General features: G+C 67.5%; 16 protein-coding genes and 1 pseudogene. 7 read left to right on the forward strand and 10 right to left on the reverse strand.

What is annotated here, in order from left to right; genetic code table 11:
• Positions 1 to 251 precede the first annotated feature (251 nt).
• The 5 genes from ASD42_RS12230 to mftA all read right to left on the reverse strand — a co-directional run bounded on the left by ASD42_RS12230 (position 252) and on the right by mftA (position 6,235).
• Positions 252 to 1,616, reverse strand: a complete 1,365-nt coding sequence (locus ASD42_RS12230) for a GAF domain-containing protein (RefSeq protein WP_056814172.1) — start codon at positions 1,614 to 1,616, stop codon at positions 252 to 254.
• A 105-nt stretch (positions 1,617 to 1,721) separates the two neighbouring features.
• Positions 1,722 to 3,104: a mycofactocin dehydrogenase MftG gene (mftG, locus tag ASD42_RS12235; protein ID WP_056814175.1), complete on the reverse strand. Its 1,383-nt coding sequence runs from the start codon at positions 3,102 to 3,104 to the stop codon at positions 1,722 to 1,724.
• Between the two features lie 10 nt (positions 3,105 to 3,114).
• The gene (mftF, locus tag ASD42_RS12240; RefSeq protein WP_056814178.1) at positions 3,115 to 4,512 is read right to left on the reverse strand and encodes a mycofactocin biosynthesis glycosyltransferase MftF; all 1,398 of its coding nucleotides are present in this window, start codon (positions 4,510 to 4,512) and stop codon (positions 3,115 to 3,117) included.
• Positions 4,513 to 4,652: 140 nt separating this feature from the next.
• A complete protein-coding gene (gene mftC, locus ASD42_RS12245; protein ID WP_082843567.1) occupies positions 4,653 to 6,128 on the reverse strand; it encodes a mycofactocin radical SAM maturase in 1,476 nt (491 codons plus the stop codon).
• Positions 6,129 to 6,130: 2 nt separating this feature from the next.
• Positions 6,131 to 6,235, reverse strand: a complete 105-nt coding sequence (gene mftA / locus ASD42_RS34360; protein ID WP_101468422.1) for a mycofactocin precursor MftA — start codon at positions 6,233 to 6,235, stop codon at positions 6,131 to 6,133.
• Positions 6,236 to 6,418: 183 nt separating this feature from the next.
• On the opposite strand from mftA, the gene mftR2 reads away from it, so the two are divergent.
• Both mftR2 and ASD42_RS12255 read left to right on the forward strand, forming a co-directional pair.
• On the forward strand, positions 6,419 to 7,051 hold the full coding sequence (gene mftR2, locus ASD42_RS12250) for a mycofactocin system transcriptional regulator MftR2 (protein ID WP_056814181.1): 633 nt from the start codon (positions 6,419 to 6,421) through the stop codon (positions 7,049 to 7,051).
• A 37-nt stretch (positions 7,052 to 7,088) separates the two neighbouring features.
• Positions 7,089 to 8,144: a ferredoxin--NADP reductase gene (locus ASD42_RS12255; protein WP_056814183.1), complete on the forward strand. Its 1,056-nt coding sequence runs from the start codon at positions 7,089 to 7,091 to the stop codon at positions 8,142 to 8,144.
• Here the strand turns inward: ASD42_RS12255 and ASD42_RS12260 are convergent.
• The 3 genes from ASD42_RS12260 to ASD42_RS12270 form a co-directional block, all read right to left on the reverse strand.
• Entirely contained in the window at positions 8,141 to 8,881 is a 741-nt protein-coding gene (locus ASD42_RS12260) for a DNA alkylation repair protein (RefSeq protein WP_056816173.1), read from the reverse strand. The two genes, ASD42_RS12255 and ASD42_RS12260, sit on opposite strands and share 4 nt — an antisense overlap.
• Before the next feature lie 90 nt (positions 8,882 to 8,971).
• Positions 8,972 to 9,736, reverse strand: a complete 765-nt coding sequence (locus ASD42_RS12265; RefSeq protein ID WP_056814186.1) for a glutamate racemase — start codon at positions 9,734 to 9,736, stop codon at positions 8,972 to 8,974.
• Positions 9,737 to 9,823: 87 nt separating this feature from the next.
• A complete protein-coding gene (locus tag ASD42_RS12270; RefSeq protein WP_056814188.1) occupies positions 9,824 to 11,023 on the reverse strand; it encodes an NAD(P)/FAD-dependent oxidoreductase in 1,200 nt (399 codons plus the stop codon).
• A gap of 219 nt (positions 11,024 to 11,242) precedes the next feature.
• Between ASD42_RS12270 and ASD42_RS12275 the strand changes: the two genes are divergently transcribed.
• Both ASD42_RS12275 and ASD42_RS12280 read left to right on the forward strand, forming a co-directional pair.
• On the forward strand, positions 11,243 to 11,599 hold the full coding sequence (locus tag ASD42_RS12275) for an SPW repeat domain-containing protein (protein ID WP_056814191.1): 357 nt from the start codon (positions 11,243 to 11,245) through the stop codon (positions 11,597 to 11,599).
• The gene (locus ASD42_RS12280) at positions 11,599 to 12,216 is read left to right on the forward strand and encodes a TetR/AcrR family transcriptional regulator (protein ID WP_056814194.1); all 618 of its coding nucleotides are present in this window, start codon (positions 11,599 to 11,601) and stop codon (positions 12,214 to 12,216) included. Before ASD42_RS12275 ends, ASD42_RS12280 begins: the two co-directional genes overlap by 1 nt.
• On the opposite strand, the gene ASD42_RS12285 is transcribed toward ASD42_RS12280, so the two are convergent.
• The gene (locus ASD42_RS12285) at positions 12,142 to 13,692 is read right to left on the reverse strand and encodes an MFS transporter (RefSeq protein WP_056814197.1); all 1,551 of its coding nucleotides are present in this window, start codon (positions 13,690 to 13,692) and stop codon (positions 12,142 to 12,144) included. The two genes, ASD42_RS12280 and ASD42_RS12285, sit on opposite strands and share 75 nt — an antisense overlap.
• 170 nt (positions 13,693 to 13,862) lie before the next feature.
• Here ASD42_RS12285 and ASD42_RS12290 point away from each other — a divergent pair, with 170 nt between their 5' ends.
• Positions 13,863 to 14,765 carry a helix-turn-helix transcriptional regulator gene (locus tag ASD42_RS12290; RefSeq protein WP_056814200.1) on the forward strand — a complete coding sequence of 301 codons (903 nt, stop codon included), beginning with the start codon at positions 13,863 to 13,865 and terminating at the stop codon, positions 14,763 to 14,765.
• A 53-nt stretch (positions 14,766 to 14,818) separates the two neighbouring features.
• On the opposite strand, the pseudogene fusA reads toward ASD42_RS12290, so the two are convergent.
• Positions 14,819 to 16,897: pseudogene (gene fusA, locus ASD42_RS12295) on the reverse strand (elongation factor G).
• A 269-nt stretch (positions 16,898 to 17,166) separates the two neighbouring features.
• On the opposite strand from fusA, the gene ASD42_RS12300 reads away from it, so the two are divergent.
• Both ASD42_RS12300 and ASD42_RS12305 read left to right on the forward strand, forming a co-directional pair.
• Complete coding sequence (locus ASD42_RS12300) at positions 17,167 to 17,598, forward strand: PPOX class F420-dependent oxidoreductase (protein WP_056814202.1); 432 nt, start codon at positions 17,167 to 17,169, stop codon at positions 17,596 to 17,598.
• Between the two features lie 194 nt (positions 17,599 to 17,792).
• Positions 17,793 to 18,110 carry a nitroreductase/quinone reductase family protein gene (locus ASD42_RS12305; protein ID WP_056814204.1) on the forward strand — a complete coding sequence of 106 codons (318 nt, stop codon included), beginning with the start codon at positions 17,793 to 17,795 and terminating at the stop codon, positions 18,108 to 18,110.
• Positions 18,111 to 18,165: the final 55 nt, after the last annotated feature.

Raw genomic sequence — 18,165 nt, forward strand, 5'->3', positions numbered from 1 at the left:
ACGGACGTTACGTCCGTCGCGGGTGCCTAGCTGATGATCGTTCCTCCAACGGCTGTGTCAGTTACGTCACATGGAGCCTGTCCATGCAAGGCCGACAGTAGGCGCTCATTTAATAAAAGGGAACTTATTCCGGTAAAAAAACCGGTCGATTGTCCAGTCTGTCCGAGTGAGTACTCACGACCAGGGCATGAGTGTGGGCTCCAACACATCGGATATCGATATGTGAGCCACCACACCTTCAGACCCGGACACTATGAGCCGAAACGTTGCATCTGCGTTGCATCCGCGCCGATGCGCCGATCGAGCACCCGGATCTTGGCTTCTATCTGCGCATACAGCGGCGAATCACGATCGACCGTCGATCGATAGGCGGCCCACGCTGCGGCATCGTCGCGCCCCTCCGGGCCCGACGTCCAGCGACGCAGCACGCCGGCGTCGGGGGCGGCGAGCACGGCGGTTCGCAACCGGACCCGGAGCTCGTCGCGGATGTCGCAGATGCCGGGAGCCGAGGAGCGCGGCAGCACCGGGCCCGCGTACAAGCGCAATGCGGATTCGATATCACCGGAGTCGAGGGCGGCCCGCAGGGCCTCCACATCGGTTGCGACATGCACGCGCAGACGGTAAGGACGCGAACCGACGACCGAGGCGCCGATCACCGACCGCAGCCGCGACATCGCCGCACGGATCGTGCCGTTGTCCAGATCGGTGTCGTCGAGCAGCAGCGCCAGGTGGTCGGCGCCGAGTCCTTCGGGATGTTCGGTGAGCAAGAGCAGAATCTCGGCATGACGTTGCGAGAGCGGCACCCGCTCCCCCGCGATACTCAACTGAGGTTGGCCGAGGCCCAAGACATCGAGACCGAGGTTGGCCTGTTCGGTGTCGTCGCGGTTGGCCGGCACCGGGGCCGCGATGCCGTGGCTCGCGCGCATCGCCCGCAGCACCAGGTCCATTTCGGCGGCGGTCGCGGCAGCTTTGACCAAGGCGAGGATTTCCGGCTTGGCCACCCGCATCCCGCCGGCAATCATCAGAACGCCGATCAGACGGCCGTCCGGCTCGTGCACGGGGGCCGCGGCGCCGGTGATCTGATGCATGCGATGCAGGAAATGTTCGGGTCCGTGGATCCAGGTGGCGCGGCCGGTGCGCACCACGAGGCCGACGGCGTTGGTGCCGATCCGGCGTTCGCTGAGATCGTCGCCTTCGCGCACGCCGATCTCGGCGGCGGCGGCAACCTGCTCGGGATGACCGTGCACCGAGAGCACGCGACCGAACTGGTCGGCCACCGTCACGATCAATCCGGCCTGCGACGCGTCCTGGACCAGCAGTTTGTCGATCAGCGGCATGAGCGCGGCGATGGGATGGGCATCGCGATACCGCTCGAGATCGGCGCCGCGCAGCCCGCGACCGTCGATGACGTCCGTCGGATCGACACCACCGCGCACACTGCGCAGCCATGATTCGAGAACGAGCGGACGTAGAAGACCGGCCAGCTGGGTAAGCTGTTCACCACCGGCACTGAGATATCCATGGGCCTGTGCGGCATAGGCTTCCAGAGCACCGAGCTGTGCGCCCGACTCCGATGCCTGCCGTGGGGGCCTCCCACCTGCAAGATTGCTGACCATTTGCCTTTCTTTCCCGCTACAAACTGTACCGGGCAGTTATCGGGCGAAACGCCAGAAGTCTGGGTTTGTCCCGCAGGTCACATCGTGGTATCAGCCGTCACTTCGTCACACGACCATGCGGCCGGCTATGGCTGCGGCGAGCATCACTGTCGTGGCCTGCGGACCACGGCGCAGCGGGACCGGGACAACCGACAGATCGGCGACCGTCAGGGCGTCGATGCCGTGGACGCGACCCTGTTCGTCGACTACCGCGCGCTCGTCGTGCGCGGGGCCCATACGGCAGGTACCGGACAGGTGTTGCGAGGTCCCGAGGTTGGCGTACAGCCAGGCGTCGTCGATGCGACTGATCGGTCGACCGAGCAGATCGGCGGTGAGCGCTGCTCCGTCGCGCAGGCGGGCGCGGTCTCGCGCACTGCGGAGATAGCGCTGGTCGACGCGGGCGGGAACGGTGGGATCTGTCGAGACGAGCGTCAGCTCGCCGGTCGACTCGGGATGCATCAGGGCGACCCCGATCCGGCGCAGACCCGGCGTGAACATCGGGGTGTACGGGCGTAGTTCCAGGTCGTCGATTTCGAGGACGTATTCGAGCGGGACAGCGGACTCGGCGGGCTCGTAGACGCCGAACTCGACGCCGATCTCGGGGTGATCGGTGCACCACGCGCCGACCGGCGCGGGCCGCACGATCTCGACACCGAGCGAGCGCAGCAGCGGTTCGGGGCCGATCCCGGATCTGATCAACAGCGCGGCCGACTCGACCGCGCCCGCGCACAACACCGTCTGATCGGCATAGCTTCGCCCGCGCTCACGACCGCGCGCCCACTCCACACCGATCACCTTCGTGCCGCGGAATAGTAGCCGGGTCACCATGGTGTCGCTGGTGACTGTCAGGTTCTGTCGCCCCATCGCTGGATAGAGATGAGTGATGGCCGGCCCCGCTCGACGACCGCGCGACACCGCCAACGGCACCCGGCCGAATCCCCCATCGCCAGATTCGGCCGGTGCGTTGAGGTCGGGTATTTCCGGGAACCCCGCTGCCGCGCACCGTCGCGCGAACTCGGCACTGAACTCCGTGGGATCGCTGGTTCGCGAGATCGGGATCGGGCCGCCGACGCCGTGGCCGGGGGCGCTGCCGAAATCCATGTCGTGTTCCAGGTCGCGGAAAACAGGCAGGATCGCTTCGAACGACCAGCGTGGGCCCGCCACCGCACTCCACGCCGCGAAGTCGGTGGCGGGCGGACGGATGAAGTAGCTGCCGTTGATCGCACCGGATCCGCCGATCAGCTTGCCGCGCACCAGGTTTCCCGGGTACCGCCAGAGCACCCCGGAATCGGGGCCGACCGGTAGGTGAGCCGGGTCGAGCAGTTTCCCCGTCGTTCGGTGGGCCGGTCCAGCTTCGAACACGCGCACCGAGCGCGCCGGATCCGCACTGAGCCGGGCCGCGAGCACACACCCCGCCGACCCTGCTCCGACGATGAGAGTGCTCGTCACGCAGGCGTATTCAGCGGGGAGGCACGCTCGGCTTGAGCGCTTCGAAACTGCGCGCCCGGATGACACCGAGCCACAGGCCGGTGCCGTAGGCCACGTCGTCGAGGCGCTTGTAGGCCACATAGCGCAGCGGGTCGAGGCCGCCGGAGTCGCGATGGGTGAACCAGTCGGCCAGACCGTCGGCGAGCGCCATGGTGATGGCGATCCTGCGGATCCGGCTCGACGCGATGACGGCGAGCAGCGTCACCGGCCAATAGTCCCGACACATCGCCGAAGCCAGTCGCCACATACCGGCGAAGTAGCCGCGGGCCAGGTAGACCGCGGCGATCCTGGTCGGGTTGTCGAGTTCGGTGAAGACCCGGCGCAGACGAACAAGGGCAGTGGCGAGGGTGACGAGTCCACCGAGCAGACCCCACTTCGACAGTGTCGCGAACAGCAGACTCGCCAGCACGGTCCAGGTCGGCACCGACAGCGGCGAGACCAGGCCCGAGTGCCGTTTGCCGAGCGGTGCGGCGCCGGTGCCGTAGAACAGCTTTCGTCCGAACCAGGCGCGGAAGGCGACACGGTGATCGTGGGCGACGTGCGCGGCGGGCTCGTAGCGCAATCGCCAGCCGGCGCGTTCGAGCCGCCAGCACAGGTCGACATCCTCTGCCACCTGCATCGATTCGTCGAATCCGCCCTCACCGAGCAGCGCCGCGCGCCGCGTCAGCAGCGCCGCGCTCGGCACATACGACACGATGCCGCGCGCGTGCACCGCCGACTCGCGGCGGCCGAGATCGAGTGAGGAGCGGGTGTGTTCGTAGCGGGCGAGCGCGTTGGATTCGGAGTCGAGGGCGACGATGCGCGGCGCGACGAGCGCGACCTGCGGATCGCTGAAGTGCCCGAGCATGACCTCCAACCACCCGCTGCGAGGCACCACGTCGGAGTCGAGGAACGCCACGAAGCCCGTTGTCGCCGCCTGCAATCCGGCATTTCGGGCAGCCGCGGGGCCGAGCGGACTCTCGTGCCGCAGCACCGTCACCTGACCACGGCCCGATCGCGGCGGGATGCGGACAGGTTCGTCGGACCCGTCGTCGACGACGATCACGTTGTGCCCGCGCAACACCGCAAGCAGACGTAACAGTCCGTCGGCATTGTTGTAGAGCGGGATGACGACGGTGACGTCGTCGAGTGACGGTTCGAGCCGCGGACGCGGGTTGGCCACGCCGGAATCGAGCAGTCGGCGGGCGACGATCGCGGACTTGGTGTCGGTCACCTCCAGGTATCCGTCGCCGATCAACTCGGCGGCCTCCGGGGCCAAGCGCAGCATCCGTGCGGGCGATCCTCCGATCAGGATCCGACCCCCGGAAAATGCGCGTACCCGTGGATCGATCCGTACCCCGAAGCCGTCGGGCAGACGATCATGGCGCATTCCTCGCATGCTATTCGCAGTTGGGCTCTCAGACATCATCACCCCACAAAAAAGGAGGAAAGTCTGCCTGAAATGCCGCCCTGACCGGTTGCCGGACGTGTCAACAAGATCGGCAGCGCATTTCCGGCAACCGGATTCGACTAGCCGAGCGGACTCTCGTTGCACGCCTTGGCAGGTGGGCGCTTCACGGTCAGCGGCAGCGACACCCTGGCACGGCTGCGAACCGGGCGTGAGTGGTCGACGGCGGGGCGCGGAATGGTGCGACCCGGCGCTGTCAATGCCGCTTCACCGTAGCCCTGCACGCATTCCGGATCAGGTCCGTTGGCGGGCAGACCGGTGAAGAACTTCGCCGCCATGCAGCCACCGCGGCAGGAGTCGTAGTGCGAGCACTTCGTGCACGCGCCACCGTCGACCGGTTCGCGCAGTTCGGCGAACAGCGCCGAATCGGTCCAGACCGACTCGAAACCACCGTCGGCGACGATGTTTCCGGCCTTGAAGCGGTCGTGGATGGCGAAGGGACAGGCATAGACGTCGCCGACCGGGTCGACCAGGCAGACCACACGACCCGCGCCACACATGTTCAAACCCGGTAGCGCCGAGCCGAATGCGGACAGGTGGAAGAACGAGTCGCCGGTGAGCACGCCCTCGCCGTTGCGGACGAGCCAGTCGTAGAGCTCGCGTTGCTGCTCGGGCAGTGGGTGCAGTTCGTCCCACACGTCGGCGCCACGACCCGAGGGGCGCAGCCGAGTGAGTCGCAAGGTGGCGCCGTACTTGTCGGCGATGGCCTTGAACTCGTCGAGCTGGGAGATGTTGTGGCGGGTGGCCACGACCGAGAGCTTCGCGTCCTTGAAACCCGCCGCGGCGAGGTTCGACAGCGCCTTGATCGCGGTGTCGTAGGAGCCGGGGCCGCGCACGGCATCGTTGACCGCGGCGTCGGCGCCGTCGAGGGAGATCTGCACGTCGACGTAGTCGCTGGCCGCCAAGCGCGCGGCGACCTCTTCGTTGATGCGAACGCCGTTGGTGGAGAACTTGACCCCCACATTGTGCGCGGTGGCGTAGTCGACCAGTTCCCAGAAGTCCGGGCGCACGGTCGGTTCACCGCCGCCGATGTTGACGTAGAAGATCTGCATGCGCTCGAACTCGTCGATCAGCGCCTTGCACTGCTCGGTGCTCAGTTCGTTCGGGTCGCGGCGGCCCGACGAGGACAGACAGTGCACGCACGACAGGTTGCAGGCGTAGGTGAGTTCCCAGGTGAGGCAGATCGGTGCGCCGAGGCCCGATTCGAAGCGGTCGATCAGCCTGCCGCCCTGAGGAGCGTCACCCGCGGGCAAGGCTTCGGGTGCGGCGGTGACCGGGCCGGGCGATGCCACGATCATGTCGGTGTCGGCGAGCTGCCCGAGCGCGGCCAGGTGCGCGTCGGAGGCGTCGATGCCCTTGGCGCGCAGCGCCTCGCGCACCGAGGAGTGCGCGGGCAGCGACCGGACCACGTCGACGAGATCGCGACTCTTGAGGAACGAGAGCTTGCGGGTCCCGAAGTGGTACAGCAGCGCGCCGAAGGACTCCGGGCGCAACGAGACCCGCGGGTGCAGCGTCCAACGGGTGTCGAGATCGAGCATGGTCAGTACACGCCGCACATGCCGTCGATGCTGACCTCTTCGATCAGCGTCTCGGTGACCAGGTCCTCGTCGGATTCGACGGTCGCAGGCGTGGTGTTCTCAGGCATGACTACCTCCATTGTGTTGCCGGTCACCTCGAACCTTAACGTCAGTGACTGCCATAAAGGGCGGAATCGGAAAATCTTTCTCTGAGCACACCCCGCCCCATCACCTGCGAACCCCTCTAGACTTCCGGGGGCAGGATGGGAAAAGGGCTGATGGCCCGGTGGCAACAGAGGTGAGGCAGAGGCTTGCGTAACCATGGTGGGGCGGGCGCTAGTTCGACACTGTCCGAGACCGAGATCGTCGACGCGGCACTGAAGGTGGTGCGTGAGGACGGGGTCGAAAAGCTTTCGATGCGACGGCTCTCGCGCGAGCTCGGGGTGTCGCCGATGGCGCCGTACTACTACGTGGCCGACAAGCGCGAGTTGCTCGACCTCGTCGCCAGCGCCGCACTGCTCGGGGTGCGCAAGCCGCCGCGCGAGTCCGGTCCGTGGCAGCAGCGCCTGCGCGATCTGATCGATCAGATAGACGATAAACTCCGCACGCATCCCGGCCTCGGCGACATCTTGCTCGAGCAGATGCTCGGCAAGCAGCTCGACCTGATCGAAGCGGTGATGGAGATCCTGTTCGACGCGGGCTTCAGCGACCGCAACGTGCTGGCCGCCTACGCGACCATCCACACCTACCTGTTCGGCCGCAGCAGAGTGAACCCGCGCGACCGTTCCGCGCCGGCGGACGTGCTGCTGCCCGAGGCGGTGGCCCGAGCCACGAAGTACATGCCCGACCTGCGCGGCAAGTACTCCTACGACTTCGGGATGGAGGTGCTGGTCGCCGGACTCGAGGCACAGCTTGCCCTGCAGGCGCGTCCCGGCCTAGCATGAAACTGAAACACGTTCTAGTTTTGCCCGAGAGGACGACATGACCACAGTCGAGGTTCCGCACGGCTCGCGCTCGGTGGTGCTGCGGGTAGCAGCGGTGATCGCCGAAACGGCCGACACCCACTCCGTGGTCTTCGAGGTGCCCGCCGAACTGCGCGAGCGCTTCGCCTACACCCCCGGCCAGTTCCTGACGCTGCGCATCCCGAGCGAGCAGACCGGATCGGTCGCCCGCTGCTATTCGCTGGCCAGCTCGCCGTTCACCGATGATCAGCCGAAGGTGACGGTCAAACGCACCGAGGGCGGGTACGGCTCGAACTGGCTCTGCGACAACCTCGCCGTCGGCGACGAGGTCGAGGTGCTGCCGCCCTCCGGTGTGTTCACGCCGAAGGATCTCGACGAGAACCTGCTGCTGTTCGGAGCGGGCAGCGGGATCACGCCGGTGATGTCGATTCTGAAGTCGGCGCTGTCGCAGGGTTCGGGCAAGGTCGTGCTGGTCTACGCCAATCGCGACGCGAACTCGGTGATCTTCGCCGACGAACTGCGCGATCTCGTCGGCAAGCATCCCCAGCGACTCACCGTCATCCACTGGCTCGAGCCGCTGCTCGGCCTGCCGACCGCCGACATGATGGCCACCCTGGTCTCGCCCTACACCGCCTATGAGGCGTTCATGTGCGGGCCGAAGCCGTTCATGGACCTGGTGCACGACGCGTTGGCCTCGCTCGAGGTGCCACGCAACCGGACCCATGCCGAGGTGTTCAATTCCCTCGCGGGCGATCCGTTCGCCGCCCACGCACCCGCCGAGGTCTCCGAGGCCGAGGCTGCCGACGCGGCGACGGTCGAGGTGGAGCTCGACGGCGAGGTGCACGAAATGTCGTGGCCGCGCAAGCAGACGCTGGTCGACATCATGCTCGACAAGGGCCTCGACGTCCCCTACTCCTGCCAGGAGGGCGAGTGCGGGTCGTGTGCCTGCACCGTGTTGGAAGGCAAAGTGGAGATGGCCAATTCGGAGATCCTGGATCCCGAGGACATCGAGAACGGGTACATCCTCGGCTGCCAGGCGCGGCCGGTGACCGATCGGTTGCGGATCCAGTTCTAACGCATGGCGCGGTAGGCGGCGCGTTGCTCGGGCTCGAGGTGTTCGGTCGCGTAACTCAGAGCGGTGCGGCCCAACTCGGGTGCGTTCTCGTCGAGAAAGTCGGTGAGCGCGGCCTGGTCGACGCGTTTGCCTACTTCGCGCAGCATCCAGCCGAGCGCTTTCTGGATCAGATCTCGGCGATCCGACTGAAGAATCTCGGCGAGTTCCAGGGTCGTGCTCGGGTCACCCGCCTTGATGAAGGCGAAGGTGGACAGCAGCGCTACTCGGCGCTCCCAGAGTGAATCCTGGTCGGCCAGTTCGAAAAGCAGAGCTCGGTCTTTGTCGAGCAGCCACGGGCCGATGATGTTCTCGGCGGAGGCGTCGACCAGGTCCCAGTTGTTGACTCGCCCCCTCCGGACGGCTGCCAGGTAGAGGTCGACCATCTCCTCGCGGGCCTTGTCGTCGCGGACGCGCGGTTTCGATGCCTCGGCGAAGCGGGCGTTGAGGATGAACAGGGCGACCAGACGTTCCTCGTGGAGTGGGCTGTCGAGGAGTTCGTCGATCTGCGAAAGGGGAAGTGTGGCGAACTGTTTCGCCACCTTCCTGGTGACGGGAACTCGGATGCCGAGGAAGATATCGCCTTCGCCGTATTCGTCGGCGCCGGTTTTGAAGAAGCGTTGCAAGTGATGCGCGTCGGTGGGGTTCGCCAGGTCGGCGAGGGTCTTGCGCACCTGTGCAGCGGTGGGGAGCTCGGACACACGCACCTCCGGGTCGGGGATTCCCCCGCATTCAACACTGGTGCGGTGACATGTTCGCGCAGGCCGTCGCCCCTACGGCCGCGCCGCCGATCACGCAGGAAGCGCACCGAGCAGTCGGCCCGACTCGAATGTCGCCGCACCGGAGGGCAATTCGCCCGGTCGCCCGCTGGTGCGAACGGTGACCGTGCCGGTGCCGGTGGTGGGGCGACCGAGTTCGTCCATCTTGCGGACAGTTTGGGCGGCGACGGCTTGGGCGCTGTCGAACAGGCGCACACCGTCGGGCAGGGCGGCGACGATGGCGTCGATGACCAGCGGATAGTGGGTGCAGCCGAGGACCACGCCCTCGACATCGGCCGGGGTGCGGGCCGCGGAGTCGGCGATCGACTCGCGGATGGCCTTGACGTCGCCGCGGTCGATCGCGTCGGCCAGCCCGTGGCAGGCGACCCCGACCACCTTCGCGTCACCGCCGAACCGGGCGATCAGATCGGCTTGGTAGCGACTGGCCGTGGTCGCCGCTGTCGCCCACACCGCCACCGAATTACATTGCGCGGCAGCGGGTTTGATAGCGGGAACGGTGCCGATCACCGGCACAGAGTCCCCCACCTCGGCCCGCACATGGTCCAACGCGGTGACGCTGGCGGTATTGCACGGCAGCACGATCACCTCGGCCCCCGACTCGACCGCCTGGCGCGCCGCCCCGACGACCCGCTCGACCACCCACTGCTCGGGCTTGGGCCCCCACGGCGCGCCGTCGGGGTCGAGCAACAGCAGCAGGTCGACATCGGGCCGCAGTTTGCGCAACCACGAAGCCGTAGGCAGGAGGCCGAGGCCGGAATCGATGAGCGCGACGATCACCGCTACACCGTATTACAGCGGCGAGAGCGGCCGATCGCGACCGTGTGTGCGCCGCCGTGGCGCCCGTGTCGAGACGGGGGGTGGCCCTCAGCCCGCGGCGGCGAGGAGATCGGCCACCGGGGTGGGCGTGGCCAGCTTCGCGCGCAGTTTCATCACCTGGCCGGTCAGGCCCGCACCGAGGACGGCGGTGAGGATGCCGTCGCGGGAGTAGTAGGCGAGGAACTTGCGGCCGTCGTCGCTGACGATGGTGAGGTCGTCGTCGGGCGATGGGGTGCCGAGGGCCTGGATCTTGACGTCGTACTGATCGCTCCAGAAGTACGGGACGCGGGCCATGGTGGGGGGTGCGCCGCCGAGGAGGGCGGTGACCAGCAGTTTTGCCTGTTCGCCCGCGCTGGTCCAGTGTTCTACGCGCTTGCGGACGCCGGTGTCGTGCTGCCAGGCGGCGACGTCGCCGACCGCCCAGACCGCGTCGGCGGAGGTGCGGCCGACCTCGTCGGCGAGCACACCACCGCCCGCCGACCTGTCGGCCAGTTCGATGCCGGACTCGGCCAGCCAGTCGGTGACGGGCACCGAACCCACACCGACCACGACCAGGTCGGCGTCGATTTCGGTGCCGTCGGTGCAGACGGCGCCGGACACCCGGCCTGCGTCGTCGGCACGCAGGGTGTCGACGCCGGTGCCGCAGCGCAGGTCCACGCCTTCGTCGAGGTGCATGCGCGCCACCAGGCCGCCGATCTGCTCGCCGAGGATCGACGCGAGCGGAGTGGGCTGCGGTTCGACGAGGGTGACCTCGACTCCGGCGGCGCGGAAGCTGGCGGCGAGCTCACAGCCGATGAAACCGGCGCCGATGATCAGCGCGCGGGTCGCGCCGTCGAGTTCGGCGCGCAGAGTTTCGGCGTCCTCGTGGGCGCGCAGCACGTGCACGCCCGCGACCTGGGGCAGGCCGGGAAGCCTGCGGGGGCGCAGACCGGTCGCGATGATCAGCTGGTCATAGGCGATGGTGCTGCCGTCGGCCAGGGCGACGGTGCGCGCGGCGGTGTCGACGCCGGTGACGGCGGTGCCGAGGCGCAGCTCGATGTTCTTGTCCGCGAAGAACTCCGGCGGGCGAAGGGTGGTGTCGTCGGTTTCGCCACGCACGAACTGCTTCGACAGCGGCGGACGGTCGTACGGCGGGCGCGTCTCGTCACCGAGCAGCAGCACACCGCCCTCGTACCCGGCCCGACGCAGTTCCTCGGCCGTTCGCAGGCCTGCCAGACCCGCTCCGACGATCACGATGGGCGCGCTCATGTTGTGTCCTCTCGGCATGCTCGGTCACCGACCGCACCCATGCCATGTTTCTGCTGTGTCGCGGACCACTACGGCCCCCAGATGTTTGTACCAGTGCGCCGGGCGACCTGTGACACCCACGTCGCAACCCAACCGTGCCGCTCCCGATATCGACCGGGCGGTCAATCAGGAGTAGACCGAGGTCAGAGGTATTTTCGTCTCAACGAGGAGGCATTCCCCATGTTCACCAACAGTCGCGCACAGGATTTTCTCGCCGTGGTGCTCGGCGCATTCACCGCATTGTCGCCCCTGTGGCTCGACACCAACGACAATGCCCGCTGGACTCTCATCGTGCTCGGCGTCCTCATCGCCGCAACCGGTCTGATCCAGATGGCCAGGGACGATCTGTCCGTCGCGGACTACGCGATGGGCGTGTTCGGCGTGCTGCTGTTCATCTCGCCGTGGGCCATGGACTTCACCGCCTTCGGCGGCGCATCCTGGACCGCATGGGTGGTCGGAGTGGTGACGGCGGTGGTGGCGGTCGCCGCGCTGCCCGCGATGAACCAGCGCCTGCACAACATGGCTCCACATCACTGATGCCGGGCCGACGAGTCGGGCGCCGCAACGCGAAACGCGATGGCGACGCCCGGCAACTCATCCTGGATGCCGCCGAAACCCTGTTCGCCACACAGGGATTCGATGCCACACCGACCGCGGCCGTCGCCGCGGCCGCCGATGTGCCGAAAGGACTGGTCTTCTACTACTTCCCCACCAAGAACGCGATCCTGTCCGCGCTCATGCGCGAACGCGTCCCGGCACATCCGATCGACGACCTCGCCGCCGTGGTGAGCCCCGGCGATCCGGCCGCCAGCCTCATCAATCTCGATACCGCGATCAACCTGCGCGACCACCATTCCTCGGTCCTGCGCGTGATCATGTGGCGCGAGGCCGACACCCACCCCGACGTCCGCCGCACCCTGCGCGTCCTGCGCGACCAGCTCCTCGACGTCACCGCCCGGGTGTTGCAAGCCAGCACCCCGGTCCCGGTTCGGCCCGGCACCCTGCACGCGTGCGCCGCCGCCTGGGTGTCCGCCATGTTCGCGATCGCCAGCACCGACCGCCTCCACGCTCTCGACGGTCTACCCGTTCCGACGGCCGACGACCTGGTGAACGTCGCCCAGGTGGTCGCGGCGGGGATGACCCAACTCGGCTGATCCCGGCGCGATCGCTCGACTCGCCCGCGAACCGCCGCCGAGGACGCGGATGGCCGCCAGACCGAGGACTACGTGCAGGACGGCTGCCGTCGCGGCGACGACGTGCAATCCGCTGACGAAGGCGCTGCGGGCGTCGTCCAGCACCGCGGGCGTGAGGACCGAAAGGCGCAGGGTTTCGCCGAGGGTGGGAGCGAGGTCGGGACCCTGGACGCGGAAGAGGACGGCGGCCAGGGAGCCGAACAGGGCGATACCGAGCGCGTTGCCGAGTTCGTTGCCGGTTTCGGCCAGAGCGGCGGCTGCCCCGGCCCGTTCGACCGGGACCGCGGCGACGGCGATATCGGCGACCACGCTGAACGAGATGCCGTAGCCGATGCCTGCGACCACGGTCGCGGCGATGTACCAGCCCACACCGCCGCCGGAACCGGTCGCCAGCAGCAGCACCAGGCCGACCGCGATCGTGAAGTGGGCGGCGATCAGGGCTGCCGAGTGTCCGACACGGGCGACGGCGGCCGGGGTGAGGACGGCGGCCACGGTGAGCACGAGGGCGCCGGGGACCGCGAGCAGCGCGGCGTCGGCGATCGACATCCCGAGGACCGATTGCAGGTAGGTCGCGGCCAGGTAAGCGGTCGCCGACCAGGCCGCCAGGGGCAGGAACCCGGTGATGATCGCGATGGTGAAGACCCGGTTGCGGAACAAGGTGAAGTCGACGAGCGGGTTGTCGATGCGCGCCTGCCTGCGGCCGAACGATCCGAGCAGAGCCACACCGGCCAGCCCGACCATCACCGTCGAGATCGAGACACCTTGGGCGGCCGCGTGTTTCACCGCGTACATGGTGAGCAGGAGCCCGGTCGCCGAGGTGAGCACGCTCGCCACATCGATACGGCCGAGCCCGGTCGCGCGTACCTCACCGAGCAGGATCGGCGCCAGCACCAGGAACACCAGCACCACGGGCACATTGATCAGCAGCACCGATCCCCACCAGAACCGCGTCAGCAGCTGACCGGCGACAATCGGGCCGATCGCGAAACCCGCCGCGAAGGTGGCGGCGAAGATGCCGATGGCCTGTGCGCGACGGCGTGGGTCGGTGAACAGGGTGCCGAGCACGGCGAGAGCCGACGGCAACAGCGTCGCGCCTGCCACACCCATCAGGACCCGGAAGGCGATCAAGAGTGCGGGACTCGTGGCGAAGGCCGCCCCCACCGAGCCGAGGCCGAACATCGCGGCGCCGATCATCAACAGGCGCTTGCGGCCGTAGCGGTCGCCGATGGTGCCGAACGCGATCAGCAGTGAGCCGACCGCGAAGCCGTAGCTGTCCAGGATCCACAGGGTTTCGTCGGCCGAAGGTGACAGTGCGTCGGTGATGGCGGGCATCGCCAGGAACAGCACCGAGCCGTCCATCGCGACGAGCAGGACGGGACCGAGCACCACCAGCAGGCCCAGCCAGGACCGCACGTCGGTGTCATGGGTTCGATTCATGTCACTCACCCTGCGAGCGCGTGCGGGTGACAACCAGGCCCCTGACGTGGGTACACCCAGCCGGGATAGGCGTACCTCCGCCTTCGCTCCGGCCGTGCGCAAGAGACCGAGGACGCTTCGCGCCTGCATCCATCGAGCACGACCGCGCCCCGGTGCCTACGATGGGAACGATGGAGTTGGAAAGCCTCGGAACGTTCCTCAAGTCCCGCCGCGACCGAACCACCCCTGAACGGATCGGCCTACGGACCTTCGGCGTCACCCGCCGCGTGCCCGGCCTGCGCCGCGAGGAGCTCGCTCAGCTCGCCGGGGTCAGTGCCGGGTATTACACCCGCCTCGAACAGGACCAGGCTGGAACCGTCTCCACGCAGGTCATCGATGCCATCGCCCGGGTGCTCCAACTCGACCCGGCCGAAACGGCCCACCTGCACAATCTCGCAGGCCAACCGGCCGTCCCGCGCCTGGTCAGAGACGAACCGGAGCAACCTCACCCTCGGGTGCTGGCGCTGCTCACCTCGCTCGGTGACACCATGCCCGCCATCGTTCTCGGGCGCCGAGGCGATGTACTCGCCTGGAATCGCGCCGGGCACGCGCTCGTCGGCGAGCACCTCGATGTCACCGCCCCCGACGACCCCGCGCGACGCCCGTCGATTCCGCGGCTGTTCTTCCTCGATCCCTTCGCCAGGGACCTGTACCGAAACTGGGACGAACTCGCCCGCATCCACGTCGGCTATCTGCGGTTGACCGCGGGACGCTATCCCACCGACGCGCGCCTGGCCGAACTGATCGGCGAACTCGCCATGCGCAGTACGACTTTCGCGACGCTGTGGGCCGCGGCGGAGGTCGCCGATTGCACCGTGGGACCGATGGATCTGCGTCATCCGACGATCGGGCGCGTCGACGTCGACTATCAGGTGTGGTTGCAGCCCGACAGTCCCGACCACCGGCTCGAGATCTACACCGCGCGCGATGAGAGTTCGGCCGACGCGCTGCGCCTGCTGACTGCAGGATCCGCTGGGAAACATCAGCTTCCGGCGATGGTCGACTCCGAGACATCGGACGGCACCCCCACCTAGGCATCGACGACGAACCGGTGACGCCGCACGCACTGCGACGCCACCGGTGTCGATCAGCCGCCCGCGATGATCGACGCCGCCGCGCCCGGTGGGACCGGAGCGTAGGAGTCGAACACCATCGAGTAGTTCGCTCGGCCACGGGTTTTCGAGCGGAGGTCCCCGATGTAGCCGAACATCTCCTGGAGCGGGGTCAGGGCCCGCACCACGTGCGCGCCGCCTCGTTCCGCGAGTTCGGTGACCCGGCCACGGCGGGCGTTGAGATCACCGATCACCTCGCCGACGTACTCCTCCGGAGTCACGACCTCGACGGCCATCACCGGTTCGAGCAGTATCGGCTTCGCCCTCGCGATCGCGGCACGCACCGCGGCCGCGCCCGCGAGACGGAACGCGGGCTCCGACGAATCCTGCACGTGAGCGGCGCCGTCGTGCAGCGTCACTTTCACGTTCACCAGGGGGAAGCCGGCGAGCGTGCCGACGCGCAGCGCGTCCTGTGCGCCCGCGTCGACCGCGGGGATGTACTCCCGCGGTACCCGTCCGCCGGTGACCCGGCTCTCGAATTCGTAGATCGCGTCGTCATCGGCCACGTGTGGTTCCAGCGCGATCACCACCTTGGCGAACTGTCCGTGCCCACCCTGTTGCTTGCGGTGGGTGTATTCGAACAGATCGACTGCGGCGGTGATGGTTTCGCGGTAGGCCACGCGTGGGGCGCCGATGTCGGCGTCGACGCGGAACTCCCGCTTCATCCGGTCGACCAGGATCTCCAGGTGCAGTTCGCCCATGCCGCCGATGACCGTCTGGCCGGTTTCGGCGTCGACGTGCACGGTGAACGTCGGGTCCTCGTCGGCCAGGCGAGCCAGGGCGGTGCCCAGCTTGTCCTGGTCGGCGCGGGTCCTCGGTTCGATCGAGACGGCGAGTACCGGGTCGGGGAAGGTCATCGACTCCAGAACGACCGGGGCTTCCCGGTCTCACAGGGTGTCGCCGGTTCCCGTTGCCTTCAGGCCGATCACGGCACAGATCTGACCGGCCCGCACCCGCTCGACGGCGATCTCGGTGCTCGAATGCATCTGGAACAGTTTGCCGAGGCGCTCCTTTCGCCCAGTGGTCGAATTCAGTACGGTCGCACCGGGTTCGGCGGTACCGGAGTACACCCGCAGGTACACGAGCTTGCCGAAGAACGGGTGCAGCGCGACCTTGAACGCCAGGGCCGCGAACGGCTCGGCGACATCGGGCGCGCGGTGGATGTGCTCGCCCTCCGGCGAGAATCCGTGCACAGCGACAACATCCAGCGGCGACGGCAGGTAGTCGACGACGGCGTCCAACAGCGGTTGCACACCGATGTTCGCCAGCGCCGAACCACACAGGACCGGGTAGGCCTGTGCGTCGATCGTCATCCGCCGGATGGCGGCTTTCATGATCTCGACGGTGATCGGCCGACCGGCGAGGTAGCGCTCGAGCACTTGCTCATCGGCTTCGGCGACCGCCGCCTCCAGTGCGTCACGATGCTGGAAGGCTTTGGTGCGCAGGTCTTCCGGGATCTCGATCGTCTCGAAGTGGGTGCCGCGATCGGTGTCGCCACGCCACACCTTCGCGGTCATCTCGACCAGATCGATGATGCCGTCGAACTCGCGCTCCGCGCCGATCGGCAGCTGGATCACCAGCGGACGCACGCCGAGTCGCTCCGCGATGGTCCGCACGGTGAACGCGAAATCGGCGCCGAGCTTGTCCATCTTGTTCACGAAGCAGATCCGTGGAACGCCGTACTTGTCGGCTTGGCGCCACACCTGCTCGGACTGCGGTTCCACGCCCTCCTTGGCATCGAACACCGCGATCGCACCGTCGAGTACCCGCAGCGAACGCTCCACCTCGACGGTGAAGTCGACGTGGCCGGGGGTGTCGAGGATGGTGATCTGGTGCTCGTTCCACCAGCAGGTGGTCGCCGCCGCCGCGATCGTGATGCCGTGCTCGCGCTCCTGGACCATGCGATCCATCACCGCGGTCCCGTCGTGCACCTCGCCGAGAGTCCGGGTGACGCCGGTGTAGAACAGCACCCGCTCGGTGGTCGTGGTCTTACCCGCGTCGATGTGGGCGGCGATGCCGATATTGCGTAGTCGGGCGAGATCGAATCTGGTCATGAGAATCCCCAGGCTGGTTCGGTCGATGAATCGACGCTCGCCAGTTGTGCGTTCCTGAGACGGCACGGGCGTCGGATCACGCGGCGCCGCACCGGCGCCGAAGGACCCGATGCGAGCTAGAACCGCGACTGCGGACGTGCTGTAACCATGCGACAAGTTCTACGCGCCCGATCGCGCGCTGTCGACGGGATTTCCGCCGCCCGGGCATAAACAGGCGAGCACGGCGGTTCGTCACAACGAACAGCCCCGCCACCCCTAGGAGCCGACCGATGCCCGAAACCCCACTCGACCTGCACGCTCTCATCGCCGACTCCCGCATCGGCATCCTGGCCACCATCAAGTCCGACGGCCGCCCCCAGCTCTCCCCCGTCACCCCGTACTACGACCGTGCGGCGGGCATCATCTATGTCTCGATGACCGAGGGCCGCGCCAAAACGGTCAACCTCCGACGCGATCCCCGGGCCGCCCTCGAGGTCACCAGCGCCGACGGATGGTCGTGGGCCACCGCCGAGGGCACCGCGACATTGACCGGTCCCGGAACCGATCCGAACGGACCGGAAGTCGAGGCACTGGTCGACTACTACCGTGCGGCCGCGGGCGAGCACCCCGACTGGAACGAGTACCGCGAAGTCATGGTCTCGGACCGGCGGGTACTCATGGCGTTGTCCGTCGAGCACGTTTACGGGGCCAAGATTCGCTGAGTCATCCTGTCGCCGAGCGGAATTCGGTGTTATCCGGAGCGAACCGGGGTGTTTCGTCGGTTGGCCGCGATCGCGGATGACTCTCAGCGCTTTGCCATAGATCCTCGGTAGCTTCGGGAACAACAGGTTCGTTCTTCAGCAGGCAGGAGAAGCCGTTGACTCGAGAATCGTTGTTGCGTCGGGGATTGAAGGGGATGAATGCCGGAGTGGTGGCGTTGACCGAAGCCCCTGTCATCGGGAAGGTTCTGGGTAAGTCTTTCGCGCAGATCAGCTACGTGGGGCGGCGTTCCGGGCGCACATTCACGACGCCGGTCAACTATCGGCACTCCGGCGACGAGTACATCATCGGCGTGGCGATGCCCGACAAGAAGCAGTGGTGGCGCAACTTTCTCGGTGCGGGCGGCCCTGTCAGCCTCCGCATCGACGGCGTCGACCACTCCGGCCACGCCGTCGCCCAACGCGATCCCAAGGGTCGGGTCACGGTCCGCGTACACCTCGACGCCTCCGCCTGACACCCATCACTCGAACCCCGGAAACGCCGAACGGCGCCACCCCCGGAAGGGGTGA

It is taken from the genome of Nocardia sp. Root136 (genome assembly GCF_001427185.1).
GTDB lineage: Bacteria > Actinomycetota > Actinomycetes > Mycobacteriales > Mycobacteriaceae > Nocardia > Nocardia salmonicida.

Bases quoted from the DNA above. Each gene is read 5' to 3' on its own strand.
- mftA (WP_101468422.1), bottom strand. From the start codon at position 6,235: ATGCCTGAGAACACCACGCCTGCGACCGTCGAATCCGACGAGGACCTG.
- ASD42_RS12280 (WP_056814194.1), top strand. From the start codon at position 11,599: ATGCCGGGCCGACGAGTCGGGCGCCGCAACGCGAAACGCGATGGCGAC.
- mftF (WP_056814178.1), bottom strand. From the start codon at position 4,512: ATGCGCCATGATCGTCTGCCCGACGGCTTCGGGGTACGGATCGATCCA.
- ASD42_RS12270 (WP_056814188.1), bottom strand. From the start codon at position 11,023: ATGAGCGCGCCCATCGTGATCGTCGGAGCGGGTCTGGCAGGCCTGCGA.
- ASD42_RS12305 (WP_056814204.1), top strand. From the start codon at position 17,793: ATGAATGCCGGAGTGGTGGCGTTGACCGAAGCCCCTGTCATCGGGAAG.
- ASD42_RS12285 (WP_056814197.1), bottom strand. From the start codon at position 13,692: ATGAATCGAACCCATGACACCGACGTGCGGTCCTGGCTGGGCCTGCTG.
- ASD42_RS12230 (WP_056814172.1), bottom strand. From the start codon at position 1,616: ATGGTCAGCAATCTTGCAGGTGGGAGGCCCCCACGGCAGGCATCGGAG.
- mftC (WP_082843567.1), bottom strand. From the start codon at position 6,128: ATGCTCGATCTCGACACCCGTTGGACGCTGCACCCGCGGGTCTCGTTG.
- ASD42_RS12300 (WP_056814202.1), top strand. From the start codon at position 17,167: ATGCCCGAAACCCCACTCGACCTGCACGCTCTCATCGCCGACTCCCGC.
- ASD42_RS12255 (WP_056814183.1), top strand. From the start codon at position 7,089: ATGACCACAGTCGAGGTTCCGCACGGCTCGCGCTCGGTGGTGCTGCGG.
- ASD42_RS12275 (WP_056814191.1), top strand. From the start codon at position 11,243: ATGTTCACCAACAGTCGCGCACAGGATTTTCTCGCCGTGGTGCTCGGC.
- ASD42_RS12290 (WP_056814200.1), top strand. From the start codon at position 13,863: ATGGAGTTGGAAAGCCTCGGAACGTTCCTCAAGTCCCGCCGCGACCGA.